This is a genomic window from Dactylosporangium sp. NPDC048998 (assembly GCF_043197855.1).
In the GTDB taxonomy this organism is placed as follows: domain Bacteria; phylum Actinomycetota; class Actinomycetes; order Mycobacteriales; family Micromonosporaceae; genus Dactylosporangium.
In genome coordinates, this window is sequence record NZ_JBICTV010000001.1 from 41,121 (window position 1) to 60,005 (window position 18,885).

Below are 18,885 nucleotides of genomic sequence, written 5' to 3' on the forward strand. Positions count from 1 at the left end.
GTCATCGCGGAATCCTTGCGTGGACCTCGAATCCGCGTTCGGTCCGCACTTCGAAGCTGCCGCCGGCCGCCTCGACACGTTCGCGCATTCCCTCGATGCCGTGCCCATACGCGCCGGTCGGCGTGTTCGTTCTGGTCTCCGCCGCGCCGGTCGGGCCGGGCTCCGCTGCGTCGTGCCGCTCCCCGTCGTTGCTGATCCGGACCGTCACGCTGCCGCCCGCGTGCCCGATCTCGACCGCCGCGGTCGCGCCCTCGGCGTGCCGGAGGACATCGGTCAGCGACTCGCGCACCACCTCGTACGCGATCCGCCGCTGCCGCTCGCTCGCCCCCGCCAGCCCGTCGTGCTCCAGCGCGACCTCGACCCCCGCCGCCCGGACCTGCTCCACCAGCGCTCCGATGTCCGCCGGCGAGTCGATGTTCTCGATCACCGCCCGCAACTCGCCCAGCGCGGCCCGGCTCGTGTCGCGGATCGCCCGCAGCGCCTCGCGAGCCTGCTCGGGCCGCTCGTCGAGCACCACGAGCGCCACCCCGGCCTGCATGGCCACGACCGCGAACCCGTGCCCGGCCACGTCGTGCACCTCGCGCGACACGCGGATCCGCTCCTCCAGCAGGGTTCGCCGGACCAGCTCTTCCTGCTTCTCGATCTGCGCCTGGCGCCGCATGTAGACGACCGCCCCGATCGACCAGGGCACCGCGAGCCAGCAGGCCCCCCACAGCAGCAGCCCGACGGCGGGCAGGTCGAGGTGGCTCGCCATCCGCGGCAGTACCGCCGCCACCGACACCGCCGTGGCGACCGCCGCCGCGAGCGCCGACTCCCGCAGCGGCCGCCGCCGCGCGTACTCGAACATTCCCCACACCACGGTCAGCAGCACCGGCCCGAACGGGTATCCCGCCAGCAGGTACACGGACGTGATCCCGGCGGCCACCGCGACCGGCACCTGCGGCGCCCGCCGACGCCAGGCAAGCCCGCCGGCCGCCGCGGCGGCGAGCGCGTATCCAACCAGGTCAAGCCGGCGAGGCGGCTCCTGCACGAGCCCCGCCCACCACCCACCGACAACCACGACGATCGCGAATCCCAGGGCGAGCAGTCCATCCCGGCGCACGCCTTCGAGTCTATGGCCGGGTTCCGGATTGCCGACCGTCTATCGGAGCTTTTCGTGCTCCATCAGTACTATTCGCTCTCTACCGGCGCTTTCGGAAGTACCGGTTGGCGCTCGGCACGAACATCAGCACCACCGCACCCCAGACGGCGAGGATGTGCACGCCGCGCGCCCCAGCGCTCAGCCACCACGCGACGCCGGCGTCCCTGACCAGGTCCGTCACGGAGTTCCCGTCGAGCAGCCAGCTGACAGGCTCCATGACCAGGGACAACGTCCCGACGATCCCGAGCACGAGGGCCAGCGCGAGCCGCGCCCACCGCCGCCCGCCGAGCATCAACACCGCGGTGACGACGACGGCCGCGTACACGAGGCAGCGCACCAGCACCCCCACCACGACGCCGCCCCCGCCGCCCGCGGCCCCACTTGCAACGACCACGACGGTCTCGAAAGCCCCCGCCCCCACGGCGAGGATCCAGAGCCCGAACGCCCCTCGCACCGCCGTTGCGCGTTGTGTGGTCGCTGCCTTCTGTGTCGCCGTTTCCTTTTGAGTGGCCATGCCGCCACTCTTGCCGCATCGGGACCATCGATCACTGCCGTTGCCCACCGTCTTGCCGCTGGTGCCAGCCCTACCGCTCCTCGTCGCCCTCTTCCGGCCACGGTCAGCGGGCCTCCCCAATCGAGGCCCGGATCGCGCGTCCGCGAGCGACAGCATCGGCACCGGCCAGATGCTTGCCGCTCCTCTGGCCGATCTCTCCCTTGCCGGCGAGCTCAGTAAGCGCCCTGTGGTGCCCGCACCTGATTGGTCACGAACGGTTCCCAGATCCCCCGCCGCCGAACCAGCAGCTTCCGCGACAGCAGATGCCGATCCCCGGCGAAGAACACCCGGTCCACGGCCCGCCGAACCTTGGCCAGCCCCGGCGGCGAGTGCGACCCGGTGACGATGACGACGTCCCGCGCCGGCACCCCGACGACGAGCTCTCCCGGCACGGACCGTTCGAGGCTCGCCCACAGCCCTTCCGCAAGCAACAGAGTGGAGGCGATACCTTCGAAGTTGAGCATGAGCGCCGGCGGCTGACCGTGTACGCCAACGGCACCGAGTCGCGCATCGAGGTTATGGGCGGCCTGTCGCCTCAGCATGCGGCGGGGAAGCTCCATGCGCTGCAGGTCGGCCCACGTCACAAGACGCTGACCGAACGGCGGGCCGTAGCTGTAACCGACTCCCAGCCCACCCATGAACTCATCGAGCACGGGCGAATGCACATCGTCGCGATGAACGTCACGAAGCGATGCGAGAACGGGGAGGAGCACGAGCTGCACGACTGAAAACTAAGACTCTGACGGATGTGGGACAAGCTCTTGTTTTTGCGCCATCTGCTTGCTAGGCGCTGCCTCCGTCTCTGTCTCCGCTCGTGTGCCTCCGCCTTCGCGCCATCGCCTACGCGCCGTTCCGCCTTGCCTCTGCCTTCACCTCCTCGGCTCACCGGTTTGATGGGTCCGGCTTGAACGCCGTCGCCGGGCCGGCCCCGCGGCGGCCAGGCGGCGCGGTCAGGGTTTTCGGCGGCGACGGCGTGCGAGGCCCAGGCGGGCGGCCGCGGCCAGGGCGACCGCCGTCGTGCCGACCGCGATGGTGAGGGTGGCGGCTCGGCGTACGTCGGCCGGGGTCGGCGGTGATCCGTCGCCGAGGTGTGGGCGCTCCTCGACCCGCGAGCCGTACACGTTGCGGCCCCCAAGCCGCACGCCCAGCGCGCCGGCCGCGGCGGACTCGCACTGGCCCGAGTTGGGGCTCGGGTGGTGGGAGCCGTCGCGGAGCCAGGTGCGGAGGGCTCGGGACGGGCTGCCGCCCACCAGCGGGGCCGCGACGACGGTGAGCGCGGCCGTGAGGCGGGACGGGGCGAGGTTGGCCGCGTCGTCGAGGCGGGCGCTGGCGGTGCCGAATCGCGCGTACCGCCGCGATCTGTGCCCGACCATCGCGTCCAGCGTGTTGATGGCGCGGTATCCGATGATGCCGGGCACGCCGGCCACCGCGCCCCAGAACAGCGGTGCGACCACCGCGTCCGAGGTGTTTTCGGCCAGCGACTCCACGGTCGCCCGGGCCAGTTCCGGGGCGTCCAACGCGGCGGGATCGCGGCCGCACAGGTTGGGTAGCTGTTCGCGGGCGGCCGGCAGGTCGTCCGCGGTGAGACGGTCGGCCATGACCCGGCCCTCGCGCGCCAGACTGCTGCCGCCGAGCGCGGACCAGGTGGCGGCGGCCATCAACGCGGCGCGGGCCACGGGCCGATGCCGGGTGAGCCGCGCGCCGACGGCCGCGGCTGCGACCGGCGCGCCCACGGCGACGGCGGCGAATCGGGCCCCCGCCCAGCGGTCGTCGGCGTAGAGGCGCTCCTCGAGCGCGCCGGCGAACCGGCCGAAGCCGGCGACCGGATGCCATCGGCGCGGGTCTCCGAAGACCGCGTCGAGCACCGCGCCCAGCACGATTCCGACCGCGTCCGCTCGCGAGCCAGCCAAGAGTTTCATGCCGCGAACGTACCGGTGCCCTCTGACAGTTTTGGGGACCGGCCGCCGGGTGATTGCTCGTCGTGTTCGTTCAATCACGGAAGGTGGTCGGGACATATTCCTGTCGTACCGCCGGGTCAGAATGGGCGGCGTGGAAGGCAAGGGTGGTCTGCTCGTCGCGGGAACCACGTCGGACGCGGGCAAGAGTCTGCTGACGGCGGGGATCTGCCGGTGGTTGCACCGGCAAGGTGTGAACGTCGCGCCGTTCAAGGCGCAGAACATGTCCAACAACTCGGCCGTGGCGATCGAGCCCGACGGCACCGGCGGGGAGATCGGGCGCGCGCAGGCGCTCCAAGCGGTCGCGTGTGGCCTGGCGCCCAGCGTGCGGTTCAACCCGGTGCTGCTCAAGCCCGGTTCCGACCGGCGTAGTCAGGTCATCGTGCTGGGGCAGGCGGTGGGGCACATCGGCGCCGCGAACTACGCGGAGATCAAGGACCGGCTGCGGGCCACGGTGCTGGAGACGCTCGACGACCTGCGACAACGTCACGACGTGGTGATCTGCGAGGGTGCGGGCAGCCCGACGGAGATCAACCTCCGGGCCATGGACCTGGCCAACATGGGGCTCGCCCGGGCCGCTGACCTGCCCGTCATCGTGGTCGGCGACATCGATCGGGGCGGGGTCTTCGCGGCGCTGTTCGGCACGGTCGCGCTGCTCGACGCCGAGGATCAGGCGCTGATCGCAGGGTTCGTCATCAACAAGTTCCGGGGCGACGCGGGGCTGCTGCGGCCCGGGGTGGAGTCGCTGACGCAGCTCACTGGGCGGCCGACGTTCGGGGTGTTGCCGTGGTCCTACGAGCTGTGGCTGGATGCGGAGGATTCGCTCGCCTACGACGGGCGGGTGCTCGGCCGGCCCGCACCGGCCCGCGGAAGCCAGTGGCTGCGCGTCGCCGTGATCCGGCTACCGCGCCTGTCCAATGCGACGGACGCGGAGGCACTGGCGTGCGAGCCCGGCGTACAGGTGCGGTTGACGGTGGAACCGGCGGACCTGGCCGACGTCGACCTCGTGGTGGTGCCCGGTAGTAAGTCCACTGTGGACGATTTGACCTGGTTGCGCGAGCGGGGCCTGGCGGACGCGATCGTCCGGCATGCCAAGTCCGGGCGGCCGCTGCTCGGCATCTGCGGCGGTTTCCAGATGCTCGCCGAGCGTATCGACGACGAGGTGGAGAGCGGGCGTGGCACCGTCGCCGGGCTGGGCCTGCTCCCGGTCGACATCACGTTCGCGCAGCGCAAGACCCTGGCCCTGCCGAGCGGGACGGCGTTTGACGGGGTGCCCGTCCGGGGATACGAGATCCATCACGGCCAGGTGAGCCGCGGCGCGGAACGGCCCCTCATCAGGCTGCCGGACGGCACCGGGGAGGGAGCGGTCGCGGGCAACGTGTTCGGGACGCACTGGCACGGCGCGTTCGAGTCCGACCAGTTCCGCCGCGCGTTTCTGACCGAGGCGGCGCGGCTGGCCGGCCGGCACGGGTTCGAGGTCGCCCCGGACGTGTCGTTCGCGGCGCTGCGGGAGCGCACGGTGGACGTGCTGGGCGACCTGGTCGAGGAGCACATCGACACCGATGCGCTGTGGCGGCTGATCGAGGGCGGCGCGCCGAAGGGCCTGCCGACGATCACGGTGGGGACGCGATGAGTCGCCCACGCCACGGGGAGCCGGCGCGGCGCAGTGCGCCGCCGGTGGCAGCCGTCGGCTGCCGGCCGCCCGGCCCGGGCCAGCGGGCCTCGCCAGGAGCGGCGCACGGCGGCGCGGTTCCGGCCGAAGCGGCACAAGGCGGTCTGGCGGCGGCCGGTGGGGCGCAAGGCGGTGTCGTTACGGCCGGCGCGGCGGGGCGGTGTCGTGTTCCGGGTGCCGGTCGATGTGCCGGCCGGACCGACGGGGGCAGGTCGGTGCCGGGCGGTCGCGTGCACGGGGTGTCGTCGGCTGCGCCCGGCGGGCCGACACGGGTGGGACATAGCAGGCCGGGCACGCGGCGGGCGTCTGCCGAGTGCGGCGGGAGAGTGGGGGATCGGTGAAGGGGACGTATCGCGAGCTTGCCGAGGTGGTGCTCGCACGGCCGGCGCGGGTCGGGGCGGTTCGGCTGGTCGCGGTCGACGGGCGGGCGGGGTCCGGCAAGACCACGTTTGCCGGGCGGCTCGCGAGCGAGCTGCAGAAGAGCAGGCGGGTGACGGTGCTGCACACCGACGACTTCCTCGACGGGTGGTCGAAGATGCTGATCTGGTACCCCCGGCTGCGCGAATGGGTCTTCGAGCCGTTTCGCAGGGGCGAGGCGGGGGCGTACCGGCGGTACGACTGGGGGCTGGGGCGGCTCGTCGACGAATGGACGCCCATCGAGCCGCCGGAAGTGCTCGTGATCGAGGGGGTGGGCAGTGCCTCGGCGGCGATGCGGCCCGACCTGACGCTCAGCGTGCTCGTCCACGCACCGCGGGAGCTGCGGCTGCGGCGGGGGATCGAGCGTGACGGCGAGACGCTGCGGCCGGAGTGGGAGCGGTGGATGCTGGGCGAGGACGCGCACTTCGCCGAGGACGCGACGCCGGAGGCCGTCGACGTGCTGGTGGACGGGGCTCCGAAAGCAGCGCATGATCCGGAAATTGAGTACATCATCGGCACGACCGGGTGGACGGCCGGCGCGACACTGGAGGACGATCCAGAGAGCAGGCTGGACGGGGAGGAGCAGAGCGGATGAGCACCGACGAGGCGCAGAGCGGGAATCCTCCGGCGCGGCGGAGGGTGGTGCTGACCGGGATCAGTTCGCGAGCCTGGGAGCATCCTGCGGACCGGGGCGCCCTGGTGGCGCTGCGGGAGCTGCGCGGGTTCGACGACGTGCTCAAGTCGCTCCACGCGCTGTGGAACGAGCGGGCGTGGCGGCTGCAGTTCCTCGGTAACGCGATCCGTGTCGATCACCGGCAGTATCCGCGGGTCCATCGGCTGCTGGCCGAGGCTGCCGCCTCGTTGGACGTGGCCGAGCTGCCGGAGCTGTTCGTCCAGCAGGACCGGTCGATCAACGGCATGTGCATCGGCATGTCGAAGCCGTTCATCGTGGTGAACTCGGGAGCCGTCGAGCTGCTCGACGACGAAGAGCTGCGCTGCATGCTGGGGCACGAGCTGGGGCATTTGATCAGCGGGCATGCGGTGTACCGGACGATGGTCATGATCCTCACCGACTGGGCCGTGCGGCTGGCGTGGCTGCCGGTCGGGTCGATGGTGCTGCGCGCCATCGTCGCGGCGCTCATGGAGTGGTGGCGCAAGGCGGAGCTCTCCGCGGACCGTGCCGGGCTGCTGGCCTGTCAGGACCCGGCGGCGTCGCTGCGGCTGGCGATGAAGCTCGCCGGCGGCGGCGATCTTTCCGAGGTCGACACCACGGCGTTCCTGGAGCAGGCGGCCGAGTTCGACCGGGCCGGTGACCTGCGCGACAGTCTGATCAAGATCCGCATGGTGACGGCGCGCTCGCACCCGATGCCCGTCGCGCGGGCGGCCGAGGTGCGCGCTTGGATCGACAGCGGCGAGTACCAGCGCATTCTGTCGGGCGACTACCCGCGCCGCGACGATGACGGCAACGCGTCGGTGAGCGAGGAGATCAAGGCCGCCGCGGCCTCATACCGCCAGGCGTTCAGCCGCTCGCAGGACCCGCTCGTGGCGCTGCTGCGCAAGCTCGGCGACGGCGCCGCGGACGTCGGCGGCTGGGTCGGCGCTGGCGCGGGCCGGATGCGCGGCTGGATGCGCGGCAACGGAACGGACGGTTCGGACGGCCAGCCTGCGGGTTAGAGCGCCCGCCAATTGGGCCGTTGGCATCCCGAGAAGCCAAGTTCGGGCGGCGCTGGCCGGCGTGCGATCTGCGCCGACCGGCGTGCGCGGTTCGTCGTGATCACGGAGTCAACATGCACAAGGAGCAGCACGTTCACTCCGTGATCTGTCATGGAGAACCTCGCGCACCGCGGCTGCGTGACTGAGGGCCGGGGGGTCAGGCGGCGGTGTGGTGGGGAAATGGGGCAGGCGGCGCGGTCGGGAGGCGTGCGCAGTAAGTTCTGCGTATGACAGTGCGAACCGAGGAAGAACTCCGTGCCGCGATCCGGCGGGAGATGCCAGGCGTACGCGCCGATCTGGAGCGCCTTGTCCGGATTCCCGGCATCGCGTTCGCCGGGTTTGATCACGCTCACGTGGAGCGGTCGGCTGAGGCGGTTGCGGAGCTGCTGCGCGGGGCCGGGGTGCCCGATGTGCGGATCGTGCGCAAGGGTGGGCAGCCCGCCGTCATCGGGCGTCGGCCCGCGCCTCCCGGTGCGCCAACGGTATTGCTCTACGCGCACCACGACGTTCAGCCGGTCGGGGATCTCGGGCAGTGGGTCAGCGACCCGTTTGAGCCCGTCGAGCGGGACGGGCGGCTGTACGGCCGGGGCGTCGCCGACGACAAGGCCGGCGTCATGGCGCACATCGCGGCGCTGCGCGCGTTTGGGGGCGACCTGCCCGTCGGGGTGGTCGTGTTCATCGAGGGCGAGGAGGAGTACGGCTCGGAGTCGCTCGAAGACCTGCTCCGAGAGTACCGCGACGACATCGCCGCCGACGTGATCGTCATCGCCGACTCCGGCAACTGGGACATCGGGCAGCCGGCGCTGACCACGGGGCTCCGCGGGATCGTCAACGGCTTCGTCGAGGTACGCACGCTGGAACAGGCCGTCCACAGCGGCATGTTCGGCGGGGCCGTGCCCGACGCACTGATCACACTGTCCCGGCTCATCGCCAGCCTGCACGACGACAACGGCGACGTCGCCGTCGAGGGGCTGCTGCGCACGCCCTCGGCGCCGCTGGACTACCCCGAGGAGCGCCTCCACGAGGAGGCCGGCATGCTCGAGGGGGTCCGATTCATCGGTACCGGGCGCCTTGTCGAACGCCTCTGGACCCGCCCGGCGATCTCGATCCTGGGCATCGACGCGCCGCCGACGTCGGGCGCGCCCAACGCGCTCGTGCCGGTGGCCAAGGCCAAGTTCAGCGTGCGGATCGCGCCGGGGGACTCGGCCCAGCGGGTGTACGACGCCATCGTGGAACACCTGCGCAAGCACGCGCCCTGGGGCGCCCGGGTGACCGTCGAGCTCGAGCAGCTCGGCGAGCCGTGCGTGATCGACGCGGCCGGGCCGGCGTACGACGCCGCGCGCGAGGCCTTCGCGGCGGCGTGGGACGGGGCGCAGCCGGTCGACATGGGAATAGGGGGTTCGATCCCCTTCATCGCGACGTTCCAGGAGCTGTTCCCGAAGGCCGCGATCCTGGTCACCGGGGTCGAGGATCCGCAGACGGGCGCGCACGGGCCGAACGAGAGCCTGCACTTGGCCGAGTTCGAGCGCGTGTGCATCGCCGAGGCGCTACTGCTGTCGAAGGTGTCCCGCCTGACCGCGTAAGCTGCCGTCATCCCGGCGCATGATGATAAGTCGGATAAATCCGGACACCAGCGGTGTCCGGATTTATCCAGAAGAGACGGAAGAGACCGAAGGGACCGAAGAAGTCGAGGAAGGACGGGACAAGCAGAGGCGTCAGCCGCGCGGCGGGAGCTTCACCACGCTGACGAAGAACTCGTCGATCTGGCGTACCACGGCGATGAAGCTGTCGAAGTCGACCGGCTTCGTGACGTACGCGTTGGCGTGCAGCGAGTAGCTGCGCAGGATGTCCTCGTCCGCCTGGGAGGTCGTCAGCACGACCACCGGGATGCGGCGCAGGTCCTGGTCCTCCTTGATGACCTGCAGGACCTCCCGGCCGTCGACGCGCGGCAGGTTGAGGTCGAGCAGGATCAGGTCCGGGCGGATCGCCTCGGCATACCGGCCCTCGCGCCGCAGGTAGGCCAGCGCCTCCTCGCCGTCCGGCACCACGTTGAGCTTGTTGCGCACCTTGTGCTCCTCGAACGCCTCCTGCGTCATGAGCACGTCGCCCGGGTCGTCCTCGACCAGCAGCACCTCGATGGGCAGTGATGCTTCGATGGGCACGGTCATGAAGCGGACTCCTCCAGGAGGGCGGGGGCGGGCGCCGGGAGCGTGAACCGGAACAGCGTACCCTCGCGGTGCGAGGGGTCGATCCAGATCCGCCCGCCGTGATATTCGACGATCTTCTTGGCGATCGCCAGGCCGATGCCCGTGCCCGGGTAGGTCTCCTTGGCGTGGAGGCGCTGGAAGATCACGAAGACCTTGTCGGCGAACTCGGGCTCGATGCCGATGCCGTTGTCCTCGAAGCTGATCTCGTGCTCGCCGTCGGCCAGGCGGCTGTCGATGACGATGCGCGGCGGGACGTCCGGGCGGCGGAACTTGATGGCGTTGCCGATGAGGTTGCTGAAGAGCGCGCCGAGCAGGGGCTCCTCGCCGCGAACGACGGGCAGGTCGGTGAAGATGATCTCGGCGTTGGTGGCCTCGCGCTGCGCGTCGAACTGGGCGGCGGCGTCGAGGATGACCTTATTGAGGTCGACGTCGTTGAAGCCGCTGGTCAGCCGGCCGATGCGGGAGAAGGCGAGCAGGTCGTTGATGAGCCGCTGCATCCGCTGCGCCCCGTCGACGGCGAAGCCGATGTACTGGTCGGCGCGCTCGTCGAGCTGCCCGGAGTACCGCCGCTGCAGGAGCTGGCAGAAGCTTGCCACCTTGCGGAGCGGCTCCTGCAGGTCGTGGCTGGCCACGTACGCGAACTGCTCGAGGTCCCGGTTGGACCGGGTGAGCTCCGCGGCCTGCTGCTCGAGCATCCGGTTGGCCTCCTCGACCAGCCGGCGGGCCTCCTGCACGTCGTTGAGGTCGGCGTTGATCCGCCGGCGCATCGCGTCGACGTCGCCGGCCAGCGCCGTGAGCTCGGGCGATCCGGAGCTTTTGATGGCGTACTCGTAGTCGCCCCCGGCCACGCGCCGGACCTCGGCGGCGAGGTCGGTCACCGGGCGCGTGACGAGACGCCGCAGCAGCAGGGCGAGCGCGACGCCGGCCACGACCACGACGACCGCGGCGAACACCAGCAGGAGGATGAGGGCGGTGCTGGTCTCGCGTACCTGCCGGGCGACCTCGTCCCGGCGGGTGGCGAGCTGCTGCGACAGCGCTGCGATGCGGCCGGCGGCGGCGTTGTACACGGCCCGCGACTGGTCCGTCGGCGCGGCGAGGTCCGGGTCCGGGCCCCCGGCGCGCGTGCGGGCGATCAGCGGTTCGGTGATCTGGCCGCGGTACGTCGCGGTCGCGGTCGCGACGTCGTGCACGGCGGTGACGAGGGCCGGCTCGTCGGTGACGAGCTGCTCGGTCTCCGTCAGAATCTGCCGCTCCTGCGCCTGGGCGTCGCGGTAGCTGTCGAGGTCGGAGTCCTTGCCGGTCAGCGCGAACGTGCGCACGCTGGACTGCTGGCGCAGCAACTGGGAGTACAACCGCTCGGCGTTGGCCAGGGCGGGCGTGAGCCGGTCCATCACCTGGGTCGTGTCGGACCGGTTGGCGGCGGCGGTGGCGGTGGCGCTGACCGCGATCACGCCGAGGAGGCCGGCGACGACCGCGCACAGCGCGGCGATGCGCCGCCACAGCGACCAGGAGGATGGGGTCATGACGTCCTCGATGGGGTCAGCAGGAGCACCGCGATGTCGTCGGGCACCGGTCCACCGTTGTGGGTCTCGGCCTGCAGCGCGAGCCAGGCCGGCAGATCGCGGGGCTCGGTGCCGTGCGGGCCCTCCAGCACGCGGCACAGCCCGTCGACGCCGAGGCGCTCGCCGGCCCCCGCCTCGGGCCCGGCGGCGCCCTCGATCAGCCCGTCGGTGTACAGCAGCAGCGACCAGCCGTCCGCCGGGCCCAGCGCGACCTCGGTGGCGGGCCGTGGCACGCCCGGGATCACGCCCAGCACCAGGCCGGGCTCGACGTCGCAAGGCACCACCCGGCCGTCGCCCAGCAGGATCGGCGGCGGGTGCCCGGCGAGGCGGATCCGCGCCTTGCCGGCGACCAGGTCGACGGTGGCCACCGCGACGGTCGCGAAGAGCTCGTCGGTGCGCCGCTCGGTGATCAGCACCTGCTCCAGGGAGTCGAGGACGTGCTCCTCCGGCACGCCGGCCAGCACCAGCGCCCGCCAGGCGACCCGCAGCGCCACGCCCAGCGGCGCCTCGTCCACCCCGTGGCCGCAGACGTCGCCGATGAGCAGGTGCAGGCGGCTGCCGCCGTCGACCCCGATCGCGTCGAAGAAGTCACCGCCCAGCAGCGCGCGGTCGCGGCCGGGGCGGTAGACGGAGAACAGCTCGGCGGGGACGTCGCGCATCAGGGGCTGGGGGAGCAGGCCGCGCTCGAGGCGGGCCGACTCGGCCTGGCGCAGCTCCGACTCGCGCAGCAGCCGGGCCTGCTCGTCGGCGCGCTTGCGCTCGACCGCGTAGCGCACGGCCCGGGACAGCCCAGCCCCGTCGACGGTGCCCTTGACCAGGTAGTCCTGCGCTCCCTCGGCGACCGCGGCGATGCCCAGGTGCCCGTCCTCCAGCCCGGTGAGCACGCAGACCGCGGCGCGGGCCGAGCGCTGCAGCACCTGGCGCAGCCCGTCAAGCCCGCTCGCGTCGGGCAGCCCGAGGTCGAGCAGGATGCAGTGCGCGTCGCGAAATCGCGGCCGAGCCTCGCGCATGGTCTGCGCGATCTCCACGTCGATCGGCGCGTCGGCCTCCGCGAGCAGCTCGCGGACCAGGAACGCGTCGCCCGGATCGTCCTCGACCAGCAGCACGCGGATCCGCTCGCCGGCGGCGGGGCCGATCCGCCGGCCGCGCAGGTCCACGGTGGTGCTGAGGTCGGCCATGCTCACACCCACCCAATGGGCTCAGGTATTTGTCGCGCGACACACATGGGGACGATCCTTCCCTACGTGACGGCCGGCTGCATGTGCGGGTGAAGTCTCTCAGGATCGGCGACGCTCGCGCACCCGCCGCTCACCCGGCGTCGGCCGGGCGGGTGAGCACCGCAGGACGTGGCGGGCGTCACTCCTCACCCTGTCGATCCGCGCCGTGGATAAGCTTCGCGCGTGCACGGGCTCGAGAACGTCGTCCTCCTGATCGCGGTCGTGGTCGCCACCTCGGTGGTCGCCCGCCGTATCGGGGTGCTGTCGCCGATCCTGTTGGTGGTCGTCGGCATCGGCGTCTCGTACGTCCCCGGATTGCTGGAGATCGAGCTCGATCCCGAGGTCGTGCTGGTCGGCATCCTGCCACCGATCCTCTACGTGGCGGCGCTCGAGACGTCGGTACCGGCGTTCAAGTTCAACATCCGTCCGATCCTGCTGCTCGCCATCGGGCTGGTGCTGTTCACCACGGCGGCCGTGGGGTTCACGCTGCAGGCGCTGCTTCCGGGTGTACCGCTGGCCGCATGCCTCGCCCTGGGCGCCGTTGTCGCCCCGCCGGACGCGGTCGCGGCCACGGCGGTCGCCCGGCGCATCGGCCTGCCACGGCGGGTGGTCACCGTGCTCGAAGGCGAGAGCCTCATCAACGACGCGAGCGCCCTCGTCACGCTGCGTGTCGCGGTGGCCGCGGCGGTCGGGGCGGCGGTCGACGGCTGGTCGATCGTCGAGCAGGCCTCGGTCGCGGTGCTGGGCGGCATCGCGTTCGGCGTGGCCGGCGGGCTGGCCATCGGCTTCGTGCACAAGCGGGTCCGCAACCCGCTCATCGACAACGCGGTGTCGCTGCTCACCCCCTGGGTGGTGTTCCTGCCGGCCGAGGCCGTGCACGCCTCCGGCGTCGTCGCGGTCGTCATCTGCGGCCTGTCGCTGGGCCACCGGATGCCCACCCTGATGTCGGCCGCGTCGCGCCTGCAGATGGACGCCTTCTGGCGGATGGTGAAGTTCCTCCTCGAGGGCGCCGTGTTCCTGCTCGTGGGGCTGCAGCTGCGCAGCCTCGTGGCGCACGTGGAGCGCTCGTTCGCCTTCACCATGGGCGCGCTCGCCGCCGTGGTCGGGGTCGTCATCGTGACGCGGATCGCGTGGCTGTTCCCCACGACCTACCTGACCAGGCTCGTCCCGCGGGTCCGCCGCCGCGACCCGGCCCCGCCGCTGGCCGCCCCGGCCGTGATCTCGTGGGCCGGCATGCGCGGCGCGGTCACCTTGGCCGCCGCGCTCTCGCTGCCGGAACGGCTCGCCGGCGACTCGCTCTACCCGCGCGGCCTCTTCGTGATCCTGGCCTTCGGCGTCATCGTCGCCACATTGGTACTGCAGGGCGCCACCCTGCCCACCGTGGCCCGCTGGCTGAAGGTCCCGCCGGACGACGAGAAGGAGGACGCGCTGGCCGAGGCCTCGGTGCAGCACGAGGCGTCCCGGGCCGGCCAGGCGCGGCTGGAGGAGATGGCCGAGGACGCCCCCGACGGCGTGGTCGAGCGGCTGCGCCAGGTGGCGCAGAGCCGCTCCAACATGGCGTGGGAGCGGCTGGGCCGGGCGGACCGGGAAACACCGTCCGCCGCCTACGCCCGGCTGCGCCGCGAGATGCTGAACGCGGAGCGGGAGGTTTTCCGCAACGCGCGGGACAGCGGGAGAATCCCGGAGGAGACGCTGCGCCAGGCGCAGCGCGACATGGACCTGGAAGAGTCACTGCTCGAGCGAGGAGACCTGTGAGGCGACCTGTCACCTGCGTACATCTGGAAGCGGCCGAGAAGCTCGAGCCGCCGGAGGTGGACGGCTGCCCGGAGTGCCTGGAGGGCGGCTTCACCGACTGGGTACATCTGCGCCAGTGCCTGGCCTGCGGCCATGTGGCCTGCTGCGACTCGTCCCCGCGCCGGCACGCCACCCAGCACTTCCTCGTCGCACACCACCCGGTGATCCAGTCGATCGAACCGGGTGAGTTCTGGCGGTGGTGCTTCATTCACGAGACCGTCGGCTGATCACCCGCGCTCTGTCCGGCCGGCTTTCACCCCGCGACGACGGGCGCTCCCACCTGCGAGTACGTGTGTTCTCAGGCATTTCAAAGGAGATGCGGGACACAATCGTTGCGAGTTGGGCATGGGGGCGGGTGTGACCGTGTTGCCATGGTCACGGGGGGAACTGTTCGGCCTTCGGTCGGGGTAAGGGGCGGGCCATGGCGAGTCCGAGATGGTGAGCGCGGTGCTGGACCTCGTGTCCGCGCCGGGCGTCCTGTACGCCACGGTCCTCGTCCTGCTCACCGTCGACGCCTTCGTCCCGGTCGTGCCCGCGCAGGCACTCATGATCGGCGGGGGCATCCTCTCCGCCTCCGGACACGCCCAGCTGCTGCTGCTCGTCCTCTCCGGCGTCCTCGGCGTCGTGGCCGGGGACCTGCTGGCCTTCCTCGTCGGGCGGCGCGTCGCGCGCCGCGGCAAGCGGCCCGCCCGGGCGATGCCGCGCCGGGCCCAGGCCGTCGCCGCCCGGCTCAACCAGGCCATGCAGCGGCACATCTTCCTCGCCGTGCTGTTCTGCCGGTTCGTGCCGGCCGGGCGGATGATCACCGCGGTCTACGCGGGGCGCAACGGCGTCTCGACGCGCCGGTTCGCCACCTACGACGTGGTCGCGGCGACGCTGTGGGCCTCCTACGGCGCGCTGCTCGGCCGCTTCGGCGGCGAGGCGATCGAGGACTCGTCCTGGCTGCCGCTGCTGCTCGTCGCCGCGGCGGCCCTGCTCTTCGTGGCCGGGGCGCCGCTGCTGGGCATGGTCAACAAGCTGCGCCGACGGGCGGCGGAGGCCGACGGGGCGCAGCGGCGCCCGGTGCGGATCTGCCGCCGGCGTACGGCCATGGAGACCCTCGCCGCCGTCGAGCCGCTGGCCGCGATCGAGGTGCTCGTCGCCGCCGAGGCCGTCGCCGCCGCGGAGTCCGTGGTGGTCCAGGTCAACGGGCTGGAGTCGGCCGCCCAGTAACCCCGGGCACGCCCGCTCACTGCTTGCCGGCGTGCACCTCGGTCGGGTGGTGCAGCACGATCTTGTGGACCCGCTCCCACGCCTCGATCACCTCGGGGGTCACGTGGGTGCGGAAGTAGTCGTTGGCGCTGAGCCGGTTGGTGACCGGCTCCTCGCTCTCCGCGAGCAGGCTGCCGGGGACGAGGTGGAGGCCGTTCTGCACGGCCGCGCTGAGCCGCCGGTGGCCGTCGATCACGTAGTAGTCGGAGCCGCAGTGGCCGATCGCGAGCGGCTCGAGGTCTTCGGGCTTGGCGCCCGCGAGCTCCTGGGCCAGTGTCTCGTCGGCGAAGTCGATCTTGCGGGTCGGGTAGATCCGCATCGGGTCGAGCAGCAGCAGCGGCGGCCGCTCGCGCAGGATGTCGGCGCCGAGCCGCCCCTCGAACGCGGCCTGCACCGCCGTCACGACCTCGTCGGGCGTGGCCCGGGTGCTGTCGGCGACCAGGTCGTAGTTGCGCAGCCGATACTTGTCCGCGCCGTAGCGGGTCAGGAACCGCATCCGCTCGCTCTCGCTGCGGCTGTGCAGGTTGCGCTTCGCCTCCGCCAGCGAGGCGTAGTTCTCCACCTCGCTGTGCGGGCGGGCCAGCACCCGCCGGGCGGCCTCGTTGGGCTCGGTGATGAGGTGGACCTTGAACGCCTCGTGGAAGAAGAACCAGGCGAGGCGGCTGTCGACGATCAACTGCTCACCGGAGCGCGCGATCTCGCTCTGCAGGTTGTCGACCGCGCTGTCGATCGCGTCGTCGAGCTCCGCGTGGAGGTTGAGCTGCAGGGCGGTCATGCCGCGACGCTGGGCCATCTCCCGGTACATGTCGCCGACGCTGATCCGGCGGAGCCCGAGCCGGCTCGCGAGCTCGACGGAGACCGTGGACTTGCCGCTGCCGAGGTCCCCGTTGATGACGACGGACCGGTGATTGCTCATGCGCAACTCTCCAGGTAGTGGGCGTCCGGAGCCTAACACGCGCTCGTTGCAGCCCCTTTTCTTCCTGCTACCCAGGTGGGACCGGCGGAATTCACCCGTACGGGCTGCGCAGGCAGGTAATCGGGGTGAAACATCGGGGTGGAAGCATCCGCCCCCAACGGAGGTGACCCTTGTTCCTGACCCGCCACGAGCAGGAGCGCCTGCTGATCCACGTCGCCGCGGACGTGGCCCGACGCCGCCGGGACCGCGGGCTCAAGCTCAACTACCCGGAGGCCGTCGCGATCATCACCGCCTTCCTGCTCGAGGGCGCGCGCGACGGGCGGACCGTGGTCGACCTGATGGAGGCCGGCCGGCACGTGCTCGGCCGCGACGACGTCCTCGAGGGCGTCCCGGAGATGCTGGCGGAGGTGCAGGTGGAGGCGACGTTCCCGGACGGCACCAAGCTCGTGACCGTTCATCACCCGATCCCGTGATCCCCGGCGAGATCGTCCCCGGCGACGGGCCGGTGGTGATCAACGCGGGCCGGCCGGAGCTGGTCCTGACCGTGAGCAACACGGGCGACCGGCCGGTGCAGGTCGGCTCCCACTACCACTTCGCCGAGGCCAACGAGGCCCTCGACTTCGACCGCGCGGCCGCCTGGGGCCACCGGCTGGCGGTGCCGGCCGGCACCTCCGTCCGGTTCGAGCCGGGCGTGGCGCGCGAGGTCGTCCTCGTCCCCCTTGCGGGTGACCGCATCGTGCCGGGCCTGCGGGGCAAGGCTGGAGGAGCGCTGTGAGCGAGCTCGACCGGCGGCGCTACGCCAACCTCTACGGCCCCACGACCGGCGACCGGGTGCGCCTGGCCGACACCGACCTGTTCATCCAGATCGAGCGCGACGACTGCGCCGGCGGCGACGAGGCGGTCTTCGGCGGTGGCAAGGTCATCCGCGAGTCGATGGGCCAGTCCCGCGCCACCCGCGCCGACGGTACTCCCGACACCGTCATCACCGGCGCGATCATCCTCGACCACTGGGGCGTGGTGAAGGCCGACGTCGGCATCCGCGACGGCCGGATCGCGGGCATCGGCCGGGCCGGCAACCCCGACATCATGGACGGCGTCGACCCGGCGCTGGTCATCGGCCCGTCGACGGAGATCATCGCCGGCAACGGCCGCATCCTCACCGCCGGCGCGATCGACTGCCACGTCCACCTCATCGCCCCGCTGATCCTGGAGGAGGCGCTCGCCGCCGGCATCACCACGATCGTCGGCGGCGGCACCGGGCCGGCCGAGGGCAGCAAGGCGACCACGGTCACGCCCGGCGCCTGGCACCTGGCCCGCATGTTTGAGGCACTCGACCCGTGGCCGGTCAACGTGCTGCTGCTCGGCAAGGGCAACACCGTCTCCGAGGCGGGGATGTGGGAGCAGCTGCGCGGCGGCGCCGGCGGCTTCAAGCTGCACGAGGACTGGGGCACCACCCCGGCGGCGATCGACGCCTGCCTGCGGGTCGCCGACGCCTCGGGCGTGCAGGTGAACATCCACACCGACACGCTCAACGAGGCTGGGTTCGTCGAGGAGACCCTGCGCGCCATCGCGGGGCGTTCCATCCACGCGTACCACACCGAGGGCGCCGGCGGCGGCCACGCGCCCGACATCATCACCGTCGCCTCGCACCCCAACGTGCTGCCGTCCTCGACGAACCCGACCCGCCCGTACACCCGCAACACGCTCAGCGAGCACCTCGACATGCTGATCGTGTGTCACCACCTCAACCCGAGCGTGCCCGAGGACCTGGCGTTCGCGGAGAGCCGGATCCGGCCGTCCACGATGGCCGCCGAGGACCTGCTGCACGATCTCGGCGCGATCTCGATCATCGGTTCGGACTCCCAGGCGATGGGGCGGGTCGGCGAGGTCGTCCTGCGCACCTGGCAGACCGCGCACGTCATGAAGCGCCGGCGCGGGTCGCTGCCGGGCGACGGGCCGGCCGACAACGAGCGGGCGAAGCGGTATGTGGCGAAGTACACGATCTGCCCGGCCGTCGCCGCCGGCATCGACCACGAGGTCGGCTCGGTCGCGGTCGGCAAGCTCGCCGACCTGGTGCTGTGGGACCCGGCGTTTTTCGGCGTCCGGCCGCACGCGGTGGTGAAGGGCGGCGCGATCGCCTGGGGCGCGATGGGCGACGCGAACGCGTCCATCCCGACGCCCCAGCCGATCCTGTCCCGGCCGATGTTCGGCGCCTACGGCACCGCGGCCCCGGCGACCAGCCTCGCCTTCGTCGCCCAGGCGGCGATCGACGACGGGCTCGCCGACCGGCTGGACGTGAAGCGGCGCCTCGCGGCGGTCGCCGACACCCGCTCCCGGGGCAAGGCCGACCTGCCGGGCAACGACGCCCTGCCGCGCATCGAGGTCGAGCCCGACACGTTCACGGTCCGCATCGACGGCGAGGTGGTCGAGCCCGACCCGGTCACCGAGCTTCCGATGGCCCAGCGGTACTTCCTGTTCTGAAATGTT

General features: G+C 71.9%; 18 protein-coding genes. 10 read left to right on the forward strand and 8 right to left on the reverse strand.

The features are described from left to right. Position 1: 1 nt before the first annotated feature. The 4 genes from ACGFI8_RS00210 to ACGFI8_RS00225 form a co-directional block, all read right to left on the reverse strand. Positions 2 to 1,102: a sensor histidine kinase gene (locus tag ACGFI8_RS00210; RefSeq protein WP_392797732.1), complete on the reverse strand. Its 1,101-nt coding sequence runs from the start codon at positions 1,100 to 1,102 to the stop codon at positions 2 to 4. Positions 1,103 to 1,181: 79 nt separating this feature from the next. Further along, positions 1,182 to 1,535 carry a hypothetical protein gene (locus tag ACGFI8_RS00215; RefSeq protein ID WP_392797735.1) on the reverse strand — a complete coding sequence of 118 codons (354 nt, stop codon included), beginning with the start codon at positions 1,533 to 1,535 and terminating at the stop codon, positions 1,182 to 1,184. Between the two features lie 332 nt (positions 1,536 to 1,867). Further along, positions 1,868 to 2,416 (reverse strand): hypothetical protein, encoded by a 549-nt coding sequence (locus ACGFI8_RS00220; RefSeq protein ID WP_392797737.1) that lies wholly within the window; start codon positions 2,414 to 2,416, stop codon positions 1,868 to 1,870. A 228-nt stretch (positions 2,417 to 2,644) separates the two neighbouring features. Continuing rightward, a complete protein-coding gene (locus ACGFI8_RS00225) occupies positions 2,645 to 3,613 on the reverse strand; it encodes a cobalamin biosynthesis protein (protein WP_392797739.1) in 969 nt (322 codons plus the stop codon). A gap of 130 nt (positions 3,614 to 3,743) precedes the next feature. Between ACGFI8_RS00225 and ACGFI8_RS00230 the strand changes: the two genes are divergently transcribed. From ACGFI8_RS00230 to ACGFI8_RS00245, 4 genes are all read left to right on the forward strand, one after another. Continuing rightward, the gene (locus ACGFI8_RS00230; RefSeq protein WP_392797741.1) at positions 3,744 to 5,282 is read left to right on the forward strand and encodes a cobyric acid synthase; all 1,539 of its coding nucleotides are present in this window, start codon (positions 3,744 to 3,746) and stop codon (positions 5,280 to 5,282) included. A 376-nt stretch (positions 5,283 to 5,658) separates the two neighbouring features. Further along, positions 5,659 to 6,333, forward strand: a complete 675-nt coding sequence (locus ACGFI8_RS00235) for a uridine kinase (RefSeq protein WP_392797744.1) — start codon at positions 5,659 to 5,661, stop codon at positions 6,331 to 6,333. After that, entirely contained in the window at positions 6,330 to 7,412 is a 1,083-nt protein-coding gene (locus ACGFI8_RS00240) for a M48 family metallopeptidase (RefSeq protein ID WP_392797747.1), read from the forward strand. The genes ACGFI8_RS00235 and ACGFI8_RS00240 overlap by 4 nt, the downstream gene beginning before the upstream one ends. Positions 7,413 to 7,678: 266 nt before the next feature. Then, entirely contained in the window at positions 7,679 to 9,034 is a 1,356-nt protein-coding gene (locus ACGFI8_RS00245) for a dipeptidase (protein WP_392797750.1), read from the forward strand. A 132-nt stretch (positions 9,035 to 9,166) separates the two neighbouring features. Here ACGFI8_RS00245 and ACGFI8_RS00250 read toward each other — a convergent pair whose 3' ends face one another. From ACGFI8_RS00250 to ACGFI8_RS00260, 3 genes are read right to left on the reverse strand one after another with little or no spacing between them, the layout of a single operon-like run. Continuing rightward, a complete protein-coding gene (locus ACGFI8_RS00250) occupies positions 9,167 to 9,619 on the reverse strand; it encodes a response regulator (RefSeq protein ID WP_392797753.1) in 453 nt (150 codons plus the stop codon). Next, a complete protein-coding gene (locus ACGFI8_RS00255; protein WP_392797756.1) occupies positions 9,616 to 11,181 on the reverse strand; it encodes an ATP-binding protein in 1,566 nt (521 codons plus the stop codon). Before ACGFI8_RS00255 ends, ACGFI8_RS00250 begins: the two co-directional genes overlap by 4 nt. Next, the gene (locus tag ACGFI8_RS00260; protein WP_392797758.1) at positions 11,178 to 12,398 is read right to left on the reverse strand and encodes a PP2C family protein-serine/threonine phosphatase; all 1,221 of its coding nucleotides are present in this window, start codon (positions 12,396 to 12,398) and stop codon (positions 11,178 to 11,180) included. Before ACGFI8_RS00260 ends, ACGFI8_RS00255 begins: the two co-directional genes overlap by 4 nt. Positions 12,399 to 12,620: 222 nt before the next feature. On the opposite strand from ACGFI8_RS00260, the gene ACGFI8_RS00265 reads away from it, so the two are divergent. The 3 genes from ACGFI8_RS00265 to ACGFI8_RS00275 all read left to right on the forward strand — a co-directional run bounded on the left by ACGFI8_RS00265 (position 12,621) and on the right by ACGFI8_RS00275 (position 15,443). Continuing rightward, positions 12,621 to 14,192 carry a Na+/H+ antiporter gene (locus ACGFI8_RS00265; RefSeq protein ID WP_392797760.1) on the forward strand — a complete coding sequence of 524 codons (1,572 nt, stop codon included), beginning with the start codon at positions 12,621 to 12,623 and terminating at the stop codon, positions 14,190 to 14,192. Continuing rightward, positions 14,189 to 14,458 (forward strand): UBP-type zinc finger domain-containing protein, encoded by a 270-nt coding sequence (locus ACGFI8_RS00270; protein ID WP_392797762.1) that lies wholly within the window; start codon positions 14,189 to 14,191, stop codon positions 14,456 to 14,458. Before ACGFI8_RS00265 ends, ACGFI8_RS00270 begins: the two co-directional genes overlap by 4 nt. A gap of 220 nt (positions 14,459 to 14,678) precedes the next feature. After that, on the forward strand, positions 14,679 to 15,443 hold the full coding sequence (locus tag ACGFI8_RS00275) for a DedA family protein (protein ID WP_392797764.1): 765 nt from the start codon (positions 14,679 to 14,681) through the stop codon (positions 15,441 to 15,443). 16 nt (positions 15,444 to 15,459) lie between these two features. On the opposite strand, the gene ACGFI8_RS00280 is transcribed toward ACGFI8_RS00275, so the two are convergent. Next, on the reverse strand, positions 15,460 to 16,398 hold the full coding sequence (locus tag ACGFI8_RS00280; RefSeq protein ID WP_392797766.1) for an AAA family ATPase: 939 nt from the start codon (positions 16,396 to 16,398) through the stop codon (positions 15,460 to 15,462). 170 nt (positions 16,399 to 16,568) lie between these two features. Here ACGFI8_RS00280 and ACGFI8_RS00285 point away from each other — a divergent pair, with 170 nt between their 5' ends. The 3 genes from ACGFI8_RS00285 to ACGFI8_RS00295 are packed head-to-tail and all read left to right on the forward strand — an operon-like array spanning position 16,569 to position 18,879. Then, positions 16,569 to 16,871, forward strand: a complete 303-nt coding sequence (locus tag ACGFI8_RS00285; protein ID WP_392797768.1) for an urease subunit gamma — start codon at positions 16,569 to 16,571, stop codon at positions 16,869 to 16,871. Further along, entirely contained in the window at positions 16,868 to 17,173 is a 306-nt protein-coding gene (locus tag ACGFI8_RS00290) for an urease subunit beta (RefSeq protein WP_392797771.1), read from the forward strand. Before ACGFI8_RS00285 ends, ACGFI8_RS00290 begins: the two co-directional genes overlap by 4 nt. Continuing rightward, the gene (locus ACGFI8_RS00295) at positions 17,170 to 18,879 is read left to right on the forward strand and encodes an urease subunit alpha (protein ID WP_392797774.1); all 1,710 of its coding nucleotides are present in this window, start codon (positions 17,170 to 17,172) and stop codon (positions 18,877 to 18,879) included. The genes ACGFI8_RS00290 and ACGFI8_RS00295 overlap by 4 nt, the downstream gene beginning before the upstream one ends. Positions 18,880 to 18,885 lie beyond the last annotated feature (6 nt).